Genomic DNA, 13909 nt, shown 5'->3' on the forward strand with positions numbered 1-13909 from the left:
TCATTCTGTAATTTTTTTCTATTCATAAATTAATAACAACTGATAGGATGGAGTTGAAGTTTATGAAGAAAGTACTGTTTTTAGGAGATCCAGGAATTGATGATTCGTTAGCGATTATGTATGGGTTGTTGCATCCTGATATTGATATTGTCGGTGTTGTTACAGGATATGGAAATGTATCGCAAGAACAAGCGACGAGTAATGCGGCTTACTTATTACAATTAGCTGGGCGGGAAGATATTCCGGTTATTAAAGGAGCAATGATTCCACTGTCAGGAGAATTTACAACGTACTATCCAGAAATTCATGGTGCAGAAGGAATGGGACCTATTCGTCCTCCAAAAAGCATTTCACCAAATGTGAAACCTTTTTGTGAATTTTTTTCTATTTTGGAAAAGTACAAAGGAGAAATTATTATTGTTGATGCTGGGAGATCAACAACGTTAGCAACAGCTTTTATTTTAGAAAAAACGCTTATGCAATATGTGAAAGAGTACTATATAATGGGCGGAGCCTTCTTAATGCCAGGGAATGTTACGCCGGTTGCTGAGGCAAATTTTCATGGAGACGCAATTGCTTCGCAGCTTGTTATGCAAAATGCAAAAAACGTAACATTAATACCGCTTAATGTTACCTCGGAAGCGATTATAACGCCAGAGACAGTAAAATATCTTGCAAAGCATTCAAAAACTGGTTTTCATACATTAATTGAACCGATTTTTACGTATTATTATAAAGCATATAAAAAGTTGAATCCGAAAATAACGGGAAGTCCGGTTCATGATGTTGTAACCATGATGGCGGCAGCTAATCCTTCTCTTTTAGACTATGTATATCGCCGCGTTACGGTGGATACAGTTGGAATTGCAAAAGGGGAAAGTATTGCGGACTTTCGGCCACAGCCCGATGCGAAGGCGCTAAAAAATTGGGTGAGAATTGGTTGGTCGTTGCACTATAAAAAATTTCTTAAGGATTTCGTTAGAATTATGACATAGACATAATAGCGGCATACAAGTTAAAATAATAGAGACGACTGATTGATTAGTCGTCTCTATTATTTTGACTATGAATATATAAAATAGAGAAAAGATATACGAGTAGGAGAGGAATTTCACTTGAAGAAAGTTATAGTTTGTGCAGGAATTGTGGCCGTTTTGATGTTGTTAGTATCAGGTAACTTTTTAGCGAAAAAAGTTTGGAGCTCCAATAATGATGATGCACAGTATATCGCTTCATTTGTTGAAGAACATAAAGATGAAAAAAACAGCGCTTTACTCATAAAGCGAAATGATAAAGTTGTGTACTCTGTAAATCCAGATGTTGTTTTACCGGTGGCAAGTACAATGAAATTAATTGTTGCTCTTGAATTTACAAAACAAGTGACAGAAGGGAAAATTGATCCAAATAGCTATGTCTCCATTCATGATGTGAACCGTTATTATGTACCAAATACAGATGGTGGTGCTCAGGAACGATGGCAAAAATATTTGCAAAGAAAAGGAAAAATAGATGAAAATGCAGTTTCTTTAGAAGAAGTAGCAAGAGGGATGATGAAATTTAGTTCCAATGCGAATGCGGAATACTTGATGGAAAAGCTTGGATTAGACAATGTGAACCAAAATTTAAAAAACTTAGCACTTCCTTCACATGAACCGTTATTTCCAATTGTTTCGTCTTTGTATATTCCAGGATATTTGCATAAAGAGTTACACGTTCCTAAATATCAAATAGAGAAAAAGTTAAAAGAAATGTCTCAAGAGCAATATCGTCACTATGCAATGGTGATTCATGAGCGTTTGAAAAACAAGGGTCCGATGTTACAAAAAGAAATTCCGCTATATTTAGAAGAGCGATATGATAAGATATGGTCCGATCGTTTGCCAGCTGCTTCGGCAAATGACTATATGATTTTGTTACAAAAGGCAAATCATAAGACAGGTTTTGAAAAGGCTGAGGCAAAAGAATGGGCGAATCTTGTAGAGACAGATATGAGTACGAAAAAGTATCGTAAAATATTCAGGCATGCTGGACAAAAAAATGGTTATACACCATGGACATTAGCAAAAGCTGTTTATGCTACAGATAAGTTTGGGAATTGTACGGAAATTGTGTTTTTAGCAAATCATTTAAATGAAGATGATAGTGCGGAATTGCGCAAGCATTTACGAAATTTACATTTTCAAATTTTACAAAATGAGAAATATAATGCGACTGTTATTAAATAAACTGGGTGCAATATGCACCTGGTTTATTTTTGTACAAGCACCTTTTTATATTTATTGGGTATGATGGGTAGTAATAGCTCTTAACGAAGGGGAGAGAATGAAGCAAATGAAAGAGGAATTTATAGAGGAAGAAGGCATTGAGTTCCCTGGAAAGACCTATATGAATTGCGTGTTGAAACATGTGTTTGAGTTTCAAAGGGACCATTTGTTATATGATATGTTTATGGTTCACAGAGCTCATATCATTATGTTAATAGAGGAAAAAATAATAAGTTTACAAGAGGGAAAAGAGATTTTAACAGCAGTCGAGAAAGTTGCACAAATTCCGAAAGACGAGCTACATTACAATTCGAAATATGAAGATCTTTTCTTTTTAATCGAACATTTCATTATAAAAGAAGCAGATGACAATACGATTAGTAATATGCATATTGGCAGAAGCAGGAATGATATGGGAGTGACAATGTACCGGCTGAGTTTACGTCGTTATGTATTACGTTTTATCGAACATTTTATGTTATTACAGGAAAGTATATTGCAAGTTGCGCATAATCATATCGATACAATTATGACTGCTTACACGCATACACAACCAGCTCAACCAACAACATTTGGTCATTATATGGTAGCTGTTTATGATGTGATGGAGCGAGACTTGGAGAGAATTTGGAAAACATATCATTTCTTGAATAGTTCACCAATGGGAGCTGCGGCTCTTTCTACAACGAGTTTTCCGATTAATAGGAAAAGAGTAGCTGAGTTACTTGGTTTTTCAAGCGTGATTGAAAACTCTTATGATGCAGTTGCGGGTGCTGATTATTTGTTAGAAGTGAGCTCTTTACTCATGGTGACAATGACGAATATGGGTAGATGGATACATGATTTTTTACTGCTCGCAACGAAAGAATATAACGGTATCACGGTTGCGAATCCATATGTACAAATTAGTAGCATTATGCCGCAAAAACGTAATCCGGTATCGATTGAACACGCTCGTGCTCTTACTAGTAGCGCGATAGGAGAAGCCTTTACAGTCTTTCAAATGATCCACAATACCCCGTTTGGCGATATTGTAGATACAGAGGATGATTTACAACCGTATTTATATGAGGGAATGGAAAAAGGAATTCGTGTATTTTGTACGATGAATGCAGTCGTTCGAACAATGAAGGTAGAGGAGAAAGTTTTAAAAGATCGATCATTTCAGCACGCTATTACTATTACGGATTTGGCAGACACATTAACAAAGAGTTATCATATTCCTTTTCGTCTTGCTCATCATGCTGCAAGCGAAGTTGCAAAAATGTCTTTGAAACAAAGCAAAGAATTGCATGAATTAGAGCTAGAAGAAGTAAACGTATACTTACAAAAGCAATTTAACATAAAGCTTTCCAAGGAAGAATGGGAAAATAGTATATCGCCAGAAGTATTTGTAAAGAAACGAATTGTATATGGAGGACCAAGTCACCAAGAGATGGAGCGTATGATTTTAAAAAGAAGAACAGCATTTGAGCAAGCAGAAAAGAATTTTGAAAGAGAAAAACAGCGCATTTTTAAAGTAGAAAAAGAAACAATGCAACTTGTTACAGACATTATCGGATTGTAAAAGAATATTTTTATATACAGACTTAGCAATAGATTAAGACATTAGATAGGAACGAATCATGGAATTAGTATGACTATTTTTAGAACCGATTAAGTGAGAATAGTAAGAACTACAAAGATAGCCTGCTAAGAAACTGATGGTTATATTGGCGTTCTTATAACGAAGTAAGTGGAGGTATTCAAATCGTAAACAAAAAAGCTCGTTTACAAGCGAGCTTTTTTGTTATGAACGTGTTATTCATCAATACGAATAACGCCGCCTTGTTTGAAGTTTTCGGTTTCTAATAGATTGACAACCGCTTTAGCAACATACTCAGGTGAAAGTAATTTTCCTTCTTCTTTTAAGGTAATAAAGCGATCTAAATTTGTAAAATCTTCTTTGTTTGTTTGGCGAATTTGTTTTTGCATATTTGTATCGACAACACCAGGCGCAAAGGCGATGATTTTGACGGGAAATTCTTTTTCAGCTTCCTCTGTAGCAACGCATTGTGTAAACATATTGATACCAGCTTTTGTCGTACAATAAGCTCCCCAACCAAAATAAGGATTTTTCCCAGCGCCTGAAGAAATGTTAATCACACGTTTATCAACTTTCCAATTCTTTGTATGTTTCATAAAAGTAGAAGTAAGAATCATAGGCGCAATTAAATTAATTTGCACATTGGCGATTAATTGTTCACTTTCCGATTTTTCAATTGGCTTCACCGGTGCAAGTATACCGGCGTTATTAATTAAATGAATAGATGAAACATCTTCTAATTCGATAGAGGACAAGATTGTTTCAAAATCTGATTCTAATTGATGAACATTTTGAAGATCCATCGGATGAAAGGATAAAGAACCTCCTGTTTGATTTGCTATTTCAACAAGATGTTCATTTGGTCTTCTAGAAATACAAATGAGCTTTGTATGTTCCTTTAATAATTGTGTGGCAATGGCTTCACCTAAACCTTGTGAAGTACCTGTTATAATCACGTAGCGCATTTTGTATGGAACTCCTCTCTTATGTATAGAATTTTTAGAACAATGTACATTTTATAGTTTGTCTTCATTTTATAGTATAGAGCATTTTTTATCATAGAGGAAAGGAGGAAGAAGGTACGGTGCTTTTTAGAAGTACCGTTAAAGGTTCTAATCATTATACCAATCGAGCAAAACGATATGTGTTGCAAATCATTGCCTGAGAAAAACGTTTTACGACATGTATATGGATATTGATAAAGAGTTGATGGACTGCACAAATTGGAATATAGAAGAAATGCCTGTAAGTACATATGAAATTTATATAAAAGAATAAGAACAACAAAGGGAAACTGTGGCGATTGTGATTGAGGTGATAGGGTAATTCGAGAACGTGGTGCAGTCGTTATAATTTATAATTGAAGAGTCGTACTTATGAAACGTATTCGAAATGGAGAAATATCTTTTGTATTTTCTGAAGGCGGAAGATAAGGGAATAAAACACTTGAAGATACGACGATTTGTGAAGCATATAAAGAGTTAGGAGCACATATTGAAATTTAAGGGTTGATTACAAAGTATAGCCATTATGGTCCTCAATTCTTATTATAAAGCTTGTATAATCGGCGGTACGTTTGGTACTGGTAAGGTGGTAGAATTTAAAGAAGCCTCTAGAGGGCAATATGTTCCAGTTTGGGTTCCGCTAAAAGAATTATTACATATCAATATTAAATCTTATAAAATCGCTCCATACATAGTTCAACGTGAAGTTTGACAATATAAAATAAAAAAATCTTTACTTTTATACGATTGGTATGATAGTATGAGTTTAAACCATTTTACTTTTAATAATATAGAGATTTAAATGAGCTGTAACTTCAAAGGAGGAAAGCAATGTTAAATCTCCTTTGTGGTTACAGTTTTTTACTGTCTTCGTTATTTTTGTAAAGTGGTTGAAAATCAATATGTACATATAGGTACATTGTAGGAGGATTTTTTCATGCAAAACGGTAAAGTAAAATGGTTTAACGCAGAAAAAGGTTTCGGATTCATCGAAGTTGAAGGCGGAGAAGACGTATTCGTTCATTTCTCAGCAATTCAAGGCGAAGGATTCAAAACATTAGAAGAAGGTCAAGAAGTTACTTTCGAAGTTGAACAAGGTAACCGCGGACCACAAGCTACTAACGTAGTTAAGAAGTAATTGAACTAAAAAGAGAAGGGATTCCCCTTCTCTTTTTTTGCGCTTGTTAGCTTGTTCTCTCATCTATAATGGAGAAAAGTACGGTACTTTAATTACGAGCTACAAGTTGAGAAATCCGTTTTTAGAATATACAAAATGTATGTAATGTTTCTTAGTTATAATAATATGTACAATATAAAAAAAGACCTGTATACGGAAACAGGTCTGCCGAAAAATATGTCTATCTCATTATTTATATTTTAACAATTATTATGAAGAAACTCTAGGTTTGTATATTGAGAAAACTTTTTTAGGAAGCTTTGTTCTCACTTAATAAGTTTCCATATTGTACAGCCTTATTTGCGTTTACTCTTCCATTTTTCCAATAGGTTCCTGTTCCCGGGACTTTATCGGCTGTAGTTTCCATGATTTGGCGAATTTGCACATTCGTATATCCTTGATTTGCTAGTAATCCTGCAACACCTGCTACATGAGGTGTTGCCATAGATGTACCGCTTAATGAGCGATACGTACTACCTTTATAGGTAGAATAAATACTTGATCCAGGTGCCGCCACATCTACCCAACTTCCATAATTTGAAAAATAAGATTTTTGATCATTTTGATCTGTAGATGCTACTGCAATTACTTCAGAGTAGTAAGCAGGATAATTCGGTCTCGTGTTTCCATCATTTCCTGCTGCAGCAACAATGACAGCACCTTTGTTCCAAGCATACTGCACAGCTTGTTGTAAGGCAGTTCCTCCATTAGAAGCTCCTAGACTTAAGCTAATCACTTTTGCACCCGCATCAGCAGATTCTCTAATGCCTTTTGCCACAGCATCAAGAGTACCACTTCCTTGATTGTCTAGTACGCGTACGGCATATAGAGAGGATTGAGGAGCAACACCTGCAATACCAATATTATTATTTGTAATCGCACCTGCAATACCAGCGCAATGTGTACCATGCCCATTTCCATCATCCGACTGACTATCATTATCAATGTAATCGTAACCGTATATAACTTTGGATGATAAATCAGGATGATTCCCTTGTACGCCAGTATCAATAATTGCTATTTTCACACCAGGGTCACTTCTTTGTGCATCCCATGCTTGAGGTGCTTGAATTTTTAATAGTCCATATTGATTATTAAAGTAGGGGTCATTAGGAGTCCAAAACGCATAGAAATAATAATTTGGTTCAGCGTATTCCACATTAGGATTATTTTGATACATTTTTATTTTATCTTTGACAGTGCCTTTAGTGAATTTGACAACTTCAAAGCCCAATACATCATCTTTTGACACCACTTCCGCTCCGACTGACTTATGAAATTCTTGAGATTTAGAAAGGGAAGTATTATCTTTAAATTTTACAATAATCTGGTTTGGTGCGTATTCTTTAGATGAAGGTGCTGCATTGGATGAAGAAGGATGAAAAAAGAAGCAACCAAAGACTAGAGATACAGTAAGCAGTAAAAATTTAATTTTCCTTTTCAATAGCTGTCTCCTCCTTGTTGATTTCTCTTTTTAAAAACACATTCCTTTTCAACTATATAGTTGGGTCCTGCGATTTATGATTAATTATTTGTTTTTGTAAAATTCTTACTAATGGTTCTAGCTATTGTTGTTAGAGTGAAAGTTCAAGGAGTACAATAAATAATAAAGGTTATGTAAAGGTCAGATAATTAAAGAGGGATGAGGCGGATGTAGCGTGAGTACGGGCATTTTTGTACATGAAACAGTCATGAAATAATTAAATAATCTGTATCAATTGATGTTATCTCGACAATTAGTCAAAACGAAAGAATTAAAAAAGAAATCATAGAAGAAAGTGGTCAGACTTTCGATCGGTCAGTAATACAAAAATGTCAAAAATAGGTGGTTTGAATATCCATATTCTTTTTGTGACCACAAAAATAGACAAATAAATGTGACCAAAATAAAAGAGCGCTTGTTAATAGCGCTCAGTAAAATATAGTTATATGGAAGCATTTATTCAATGTTAGAACCAAAAATTTGAGTATTGTATGGTCACAAACGTAGTCACACTTATGGAAACATAATTGTTATTTTAAACACCTTAGAAGTCATTTTTTATAAAAGAGTTTTATTCAATCCCGCTCGGATCGTAAGAATACTGCTGCTTATTCTCAATCCGCTCAATCACATCTTGCAATTCATCTGGTTTTAGAAACTCAATCGGAGAAAACCCTTTTTCAAACGTCAGTGTATCAGCTTCAATCATAAGTACATATCGATCATTTACTTTCGCGATATGTATTTGATCCCCGAAATCAGCAAGCAGAGCCTTTACAGAGATATGATCCGCTTTTACCTTTAATTCCACTTCAGGAGCATGCTCGACAATTTGAGCAGTCGCTTCCATTACTTCTTCTGTTGAAAATTGTTCCATAATTTCACGTTTTGGACTAGCGGCCCATACTTCCATTGCTTGGTCAAATTGTTCACGTTCTTCCGTACCTTCTTCAAATACATCTTCAATTTGATCATATACCATGTCCATTACTTGTGTTTTCATAATTTCAGGCATGGAGCGTTCGTATTCGACAAATTTTAAGAAGTCTTCAAAGTAGCGTGCGTGTGATGCTTGGTGTATTTTTAACTCGCCTAGTTCTACCATACCTTCTTCAGGCATGTATGGATATTGAATGGACTTCATATTTTTTGTCGTAATAGCCATTTCGACGTTACGAATTAAAGTAGTTTCATCAGAAATCGATGCGACTTTTGGTTCAAAGTCACATTTCATAACGAAGACAAATGGGTCATCAAAGTATTTTCGCAATTTTGCCTGTGCAATTAAAAAGACACCGCCTCGAACGGCGCTTGTATCAATATAAGTATAAACGAGTGGTTCGCTCATATCTTTGAAGTCCTCTTTCGTTTCTGCAAATCGAATCCGATTAAATAAATTGTAATGAGGATTTGAATCTAATTCATGTCCAACCTCGACAATAAATCGACCGATTTTTGTTGGAGCTTGTTCTGTTTTTGCATGGCGTTCCACTTTTCGTTTTGATATTTTTAATAATTCTCCATCAAGAAATTCTTTTAGAGAGCTATTTTCATATTCTTCCGCATCTAATGTTTGGAAGTGCTTATATCGCTTATCCGCTTGTTCTCCTTTTCCTTCTACTTGTATAACATAAAAAGAAAGAAAATTTATTTCGAAATCCATATTTATCACCTTATTTCATTTCGTTAACTCTTATCAGTATAGAGATGGAGAAAACATTCGTCAATTTCACAAAAAGAAACGTTAGTTCGTAGAAAAAGGAAGGGGAGTTCCCTTCCTTTTTCTTTGGTTTGTGGATTAAAAGCCATCTTCAACTGCTGAGAATGGTATGTTCAATCTGTTTTCAACAGTGCGCAAACGTTGGTTTAAGCGGTTAAGTCTACGCGTATGGCGTTCTAAAGTGTTTTGAAGTTGGTTTACTTGCCTATTTAATTGATTAACGCGTTGCTCAAGTTCATTTACTCGTCTTTCTAATTGTCGACCGCCACTACCAGGAAATGAAATTGGAATTTGAAATTGTCTATTTGGATCATATGGATCAATTTCTTCTGTTTGCTCTACATATGGCTGATATTGTAGCTGTGGGTCGTATTGCTGTGGATAAGCATAAGGATTATATGGAGCATATGAATTGTAGGGATACATATAACATCCTCCGTTCTTTCAAATTAGGTTAAATTCACCATAATGTATGTGCAAAAGCGGATGGGTGACACGGCAAATACCCATAAAGGAAAATTTGATATGCAAAATGATTATAAAAGAGGATTTTTCGTATGAAAGTCTAAAATATAAAATACAGATATATTACATTTGTTTTTCACATATTACATGGTATATACTGGTTACAAACGATAAAGGTTACAATCTTAACAAACTTATGTTTTTTATGCAAATATGTGTAGACATTTTACGAAGAAAAGAGTAATTTTAATAGAGTAGAAATCAAAATGTAATATTTTATAATCATATTGTAAAGTAAAACAATCATACATACATAAGATAGGAAAAAAGAGAAAGAAAAGTTGTTGGGGAAAAGGAGAGAGTATATTGTTACGTAAAGCAAAAAGTATTGTAATAGGGGCACTATGTATTGGTGTAGTAAGTGGCTGTGGTACAAAAGTTAGTGATGTAGCGTTAGTTAGCGATATTGGGGGTCATACAGTAGAAGCGAAAACAGACGTTAATGATAGTATTAGCTTAGTAGATGGTCGCACAGGAACAGAAGTGAAAAAGCTAGATTTATCCACCTTAGGATACTTTGAAGATGAAAATAAATTTAAAAAAGAAGTAACAAAAATTGCAAGTGAAGTTGGAAAAAGCGTTGATAAAAAAATGGTTCCTTCACGTATGACAAGTGATGGAACATGGCAAGAAGGTAAACCTTCTTATGAGTTAATGGAAAAGGAATTAGTAGAAAAGTTAATGAATGTCGGTATGTGGGATTCTTCATATCAGTTACCGATTGTTGAGAAAAAACCAGTAGCAACACCAGCTGATGCAAGCGGATCTGGTACGGTTATCGGTCGATATGAAACAAATTTAGGTGGCTCGACTGGTGGAAGAATCGAAAATATTCGTATATCTGCTAATCATATTAGCGGAGTTGTATTAGGAAAAGGAGATCGCTTTTCTTTTAATGCATTAATTGGAGATACAACACCTGATAAAGGGTATCAATTAGGAAAAGAAATTGTTGATGGGAAATTAGTAGATGGATATGGAGGCGGAGTGTGTCAAACTTCATCCACTTTATATAACGCGGCAGATCAAGCTGGTTTAAAAATGGTAGAGAGAACAACGCATTCTAAAGCAGTTGGATATGTACCAAAAGGAAGAGATGCGACAATAGCCTATCCGTATTTAGACTTAGTATTTGAAAATACAAAAGATGTACCTGTAAAACTGTATATGGGTGTCGAAGGTGGAAAGCTTGTTGCTGAAGTACGTGCAATGAAGTAAGAATTTGACTTTACTTATTATAAACTTGGCCATTCTGTTTAGTATCATACTAAACAGAATGGCTTTTTATCTATTTTCCGAAAGGAGACGCCCGCCTCAAGGAATGAGAAGGGCGATAATCCTATGAGTAGGTGTGAGATATGAATGTCAGTTGGCATTAGCCAATATCTTTGTGCTACAATACATGTAGAACGAATTCAAGCGTGGTTGCTTGTTGCGTAAATGAAACTTATTTGGTGGCTGTCGTTCACCTACACCAAAGGGAAACTTTCATTATTGGGGTAGTTCAAATAATGAAAATGATGCACGACGACCAACTAGAATTGGTTAAGGGGCTTGCTGTTTTTTATGATGATTTTTGATACACTGGTAGGAAAGAAATGACGATAGCGACCTGCTTTTCCGTTATATGAATTGGACTACAAATTTCTAGTAAAGAAGTTTGTAGTCATACATTTTAGGAGGAAGCATGATAGATTTTATTTTAGAAACTATGGCGTTTGCTGGAATTATATGTATCATTTTAATCTTAAGTGTAAGTAAAACATTAAGAGATGCAAAGAAAAAGAGACAGAATAAAAATGATAAATGAAATCAGTTTAGAAGAAGGCCCTTGCGTATGGAAAGGGCCTTTTTGCTATAATTCAATCCAATACCTTCGAATAACATTTCCATTTTCTTCAATGAAATCCTCATCACGGCGGCCACCATTATATAAAATGGTTTTCTCTGAAGCAATATTCCATTCATCACAAACGATAAGAACTTTTGTGACACCTAATTCTTTCAGCTTTTCTAAAGAGAGAGTTAATAATTTTTTAGCATATCCTTTTTGTCTTGCGGAGGGACGAATCCCATATCCGATATGGCCACCAGCATGAAAGAGATGCTCGGTTAAGCCGTGACGAATATTTACCGCGCCAACTATTTTTTGATCAGTTGTCACGAGCCAATACGTTGTGTCAGGGACCCAACCTGGAGGAAGATTTTTCCCTTCTGCTGCATCGAGTAACTCTTGAACCATTGTAGGAAAATCGGAAGGATCCTTTTCAATGACCCAAGGAATCATTGTTTCACCACTATTTTTCCACTCTTGATAAAATTGTAAATATTCTTCTTGTAAATCAACTGTAGGAGTAACTAATTGAACATTCACTGCAAATATTCTCCTTCCGTAAATAATATTTATAATCGTAACATAATTCAGAAAAAATAAGGTGTTTTTTGAAGATTTAGAAATGAAGGTAGAAAGGAGAAGTGCTTTGGTAGTAGAGTTAGACTTCGTTGCAAAAATAGGTGTTGCTGGATTAATAGAGGCTATGGTTGGCATAGAGTGAGAAATTCTTACAAAAGGAGCAGGATGAAAAACTTGAATTATTATATTTTTCAGATTATTATGTACGAAATAGTTAATCTACGTTAAAAATAAATTGTTAGTAAAGGGGAGACAGAGATGGAAGTTACAATAGAGCGCTTAGTGGTGAATTTAAACGAAATACTTTCTGAGGAGCGAGTCGTAGTTAATATGACAGTAAGAGAACTGCATGGTAAAGACGAATCGTATCATGAAAGTAGTTTACCTGATGTTGTTGTGTTTCCGACAACGACAGAAGAAGTGAGTCAAATTATGAAGCTGGCAAGTCAATACGGAAAGCCTGTTGTCCCGTTTGGCGTGGGATCTAGTCTTGAAGGGCACGTGATTCCGTATGAAAAAGGGATTACAATTGATTTTTCTCTTATGAATAAAATACTCGAAGTAAGAGAAAAGGATTTTCTCGTAAAAGTACAACCGGGTGTAACACGCTCACAGCTTAATAAAGTATTAAAAAAATATGGTTTATTTTTTAGCGTGGATCCAGGTGCAGATGCTACGTTAGGCGGGATGGCTGCAACAAATGCGAGCGGAACGACAGCGGTAAAGTACGGAGTTATGCGAGATCAAGTGCGAGATTTAGAAGTCGTTCTTGCGGATGGAACTGTGATACATACTGGTAATTTAGCTGCAAAGTCATCATCAGGTTATCATTTAAATGGTATTTTTGTAGGATCGGAAGGGACATTAGGATGTTTTACAGAATTAACGTTAAAAGTATACGGCATACCGGAGCATATAGTAGCAGCAAGAGCATCATTTCCGACGGTAAATGATGCAGTAGAAGCAGTTATTCATATTTTACAAGCCGGTATCCCTATCGCGAGAATTGAACTTGTTGATGAACTTTCAATGAAACAGGTGAATCGCTATAGTGAAACGAACTATAGAGAAGAACCAACATTATTTTTAGAGTTTCATGGCAATAAAGCAGGATTACATCATGATATTGAATTTACGAAAGAGATTGCTGATGATCATAAATGTAAAGAATTTGTGTTTGAAGTAGAAACGGCAGCGCGCAATAAATTGTGGGATGCAAGACATAATTTAGCTTATGCATACGTTCATAGTTACCCTGGTAAAAAACTGATGAGTACAGATGTTTGTCTTCCGGTTTCAGAATTAGCAGATGCGATACAGTACGCAAGAGAAACATTACATACAACCGGAGTAGTTGGAGGCATTCTCGGGCATGTAGGAGATGGGAATTTTCACGTCCTTTTAATGGTGAACCCAAATGATCAAGAAGAAGTGAAAAGTGCAGAAGAAATAAATGAAAAGATTGTTATGTACGCACTAGAACACGGAGGAACATGTACGGGTGAGCATGGTGTAGGGATTGGGAAGCAAAAATATCAAGAGAAAGAGCATGGACCAGCACTTCTTGTTATGCAAAAAATGAAACAGGTCCTTGATCCGCAAAATATTTTAAATCCAAATAAAATATTCAAAATGAAGCAGTAGGGGATGACTTGATGAATTTTTTAGAGGGAATGGAATCGGAAAATATTTTGCTGTTTGCCTCGCAATACTTACTTTTCATGGCCCCTGTTTTTTG

Annotated in this window: 13 protein-coding genes; 8 read left to right on the forward strand and 5 right to left on the reverse strand. The window is 35.3% G+C overall.

Translation table 11 applies throughout. The features are described 5' to 3' along the window. Window positions 1–62: 62 nt before the first annotated feature. The 3 genes from MR063_RS11980 (at window position 63) to argH (ending at window position 3831) form a co-directional block, all read left to right on the forward strand. Window positions 63–995, forward strand: a complete 933-nt coding sequence (locus tag MR063_RS11980) for a nucleoside hydrolase (RefSeq protein ID WP_242197963.1) — start codon at window positions 63–65, stop codon at window positions 993–995. A 120-nt stretch (window positions 996–1115) separates the two neighbouring features. Then, window positions 1116–2225 (forward strand): serine hydrolase, encoded by a 1110-nt coding sequence (locus MR063_RS11985; RefSeq protein WP_242143383.1) that lies wholly within the window; start codon window positions 1116–1118, stop codon window positions 2223–2225. 97 nt (window positions 2226–2322) lie between these two features. Next, window positions 2323–3831, forward strand: coding sequence for an argininosuccinate lyase (gene argH, locus MR063_RS11990; RefSeq protein WP_242197965.1), 1509 nt, complete (start codon window positions 2323–2325; stop codon window positions 3829–3831). A 233-nt stretch (window positions 3832–4064) separates the two neighbouring features. On the opposite strand, the gene MR063_RS11995 is transcribed toward argH, so the two are convergent. Then, the gene (locus MR063_RS11995; RefSeq protein WP_242197966.1) at window positions 4065–4814 is read right to left on the reverse strand and encodes a (S)-benzoin forming benzil reductase; all 750 of its coding nucleotides are present in this window, start codon (window positions 4812–4814) and stop codon (window positions 4065–4067) included. Window positions 4815–5379: 565 nt separating this feature from the next. Between MR063_RS11995 and MR063_RS12000 the strand changes: the two genes are divergently transcribed. Both MR063_RS12000 and cspB read left to right on the forward strand, forming a co-directional pair. Continuing rightward, entirely contained in the window at window positions 5380–5565 is a 186-nt protein-coding gene (locus MR063_RS12000) for an NUDIX hydrolase (protein ID WP_242197969.1), read from the forward strand. Window positions 5566–5790: 225 nt separating this feature from the next. Beyond that, entirely contained in the window at window positions 5791–5991 is a 201-nt protein-coding gene (gene cspB, locus MR063_RS12005; RefSeq protein ID WP_012094664.1) for a cold shock-like protein CspB, read from the forward strand. 289 nt (window positions 5992–6280) lie between these two features. Here cspB and MR063_RS12010 read toward each other — a convergent pair whose 3' ends face one another. The 3 genes from MR063_RS12010 to MR063_RS12020 form a co-directional block, all read right to left on the reverse strand. Then, on the reverse strand, window positions 6281–7474 hold the full coding sequence (locus MR063_RS12010; RefSeq protein ID WP_242197971.1) for a S8 family peptidase: 1194 nt from the start codon (window positions 7472–7474) through the stop codon (window positions 6281–6283). Window positions 7475–8084: 610 nt separating this feature from the next. After that, the gene (locus MR063_RS12015; protein WP_242197973.1) at window positions 8085–9176 is read right to left on the reverse strand and encodes a DUF3900 domain-containing protein; all 1092 of its coding nucleotides are present in this window, start codon (window positions 9174–9176) and stop codon (window positions 8085–8087) included. Window positions 9177–9311: 135 nt separating this feature from the next. Beyond that, window positions 9312–9659, reverse strand: coding sequence for a hypothetical protein (locus MR063_RS12020; protein ID WP_242197976.1), 348 nt, complete (start codon window positions 9657–9659; stop codon window positions 9312–9314). Window positions 9660–10064: 405 nt separating this feature from the next. Here MR063_RS12020 and MR063_RS12025 point away from each other — a divergent pair, with 405 nt between their 5' ends. Further along, the gene (locus tag MR063_RS12025; RefSeq protein ID WP_242197978.1) at window positions 10065–10976 is read left to right on the forward strand and encodes a VanW family protein; all 912 of its coding nucleotides are present in this window, start codon (window positions 10065–10067) and stop codon (window positions 10974–10976) included. Window positions 10977–11445: 469 nt separating this feature from the next. Next, on the forward strand, window positions 11446–11568 hold the full coding sequence (locus MR063_RS21820; RefSeq protein ID WP_255816365.1) for a hypothetical protein: 123 nt from the start codon (window positions 11446–11448) through the stop codon (window positions 11566–11568). A 45-nt stretch (window positions 11569–11613) separates the two neighbouring features. Here the strand turns inward: MR063_RS21820 and MR063_RS12030 are convergent, their stop codons facing one another. Further along, the gene (locus MR063_RS12030) at window positions 11614–12132 is read right to left on the reverse strand and encodes a GNAT family N-acetyltransferase (RefSeq protein WP_242197980.1); all 519 of its coding nucleotides are present in this window, start codon (window positions 12130–12132) and stop codon (window positions 11614–11616) included. Window positions 12133–12429: 297 nt separating this feature from the next. Here MR063_RS12030 and MR063_RS12035 point away from each other — a divergent pair, with 297 nt between their 5' ends. Continuing rightward, complete coding sequence (locus MR063_RS12035; RefSeq protein ID WP_242197982.1) at window positions 12430–13815, forward strand: FAD-binding oxidoreductase; 1386 nt, start codon at window positions 12430–12432, stop codon at window positions 13813–13815. The last annotated feature ends 94 nt before the right edge of the window (window positions 13816–13909 follow it).

Source organism: Bacillus cereus group sp. BfR-BA-01492 (assembly GCF_022662815.1).
In the GTDB taxonomy this organism is placed as follows: Bacteria; Bacillota; Bacilli; order Bacillales; family Bacillaceae_G; genus Bacillus_A; species Bacillus_A cereus_BD.

Bases quoted from the DNA above. Each gene is read 5' to 3' on its own strand.
- MR063_RS11980 (WP_242197963.1), top strand. From the start codon at position 63: ATGAAGAAAGTACTGTTTTTAGGAGATCCAGGAATTGATGATTCGTTA.
- argH (WP_242197965.1), top strand. From the start codon at position 2,323: ATGAAGCAAATGAAAGAGGAATTTATAGAGGAAGAAGGCATTGAGTTC.
- MR063_RS11995 (WP_242197966.1), bottom strand. From the start codon at position 4,814: ATGCGCTACGTGATTATAACAGGTACTTCACAAGGTTTAGGTGAAGCC.
- MR063_RS12000 (WP_242197969.1), top strand. From the start codon at position 5,380: ATGGTCCTCAATTCTTATTATAAAGCTTGTATAATCGGCGGTACGTTT.
- cspB (WP_012094664.1), top strand. From the start codon at position 5,791: ATGCAAAACGGTAAAGTAAAATGGTTTAACGCAGAAAAAGGTTTCGGA.
- MR063_RS12015 (WP_242197973.1), bottom strand. From the start codon at position 9,176: ATGGATTTCGAAATAAATTTTCTTTCTTTTTATGTTATACAAGTAGAA.
- MR063_RS12020 (WP_242197976.1), bottom strand. From the start codon at position 9,659: ATGTATCCCTACAATTCATATGCTCCATATAATCCTTATGCTTATCCA.
- MR063_RS21820 (WP_255816365.1), top strand. From the start codon at position 11,446: ATGATAGATTTTATTTTAGAAACTATGGCGTTTGCTGGAATTATATGT.
- MR063_RS12035 (WP_242197982.1), top strand. From the start codon at position 12,430: ATGGAAGTTACAATAGAGCGCTTAGTGGTGAATTTAAACGAAATACTT.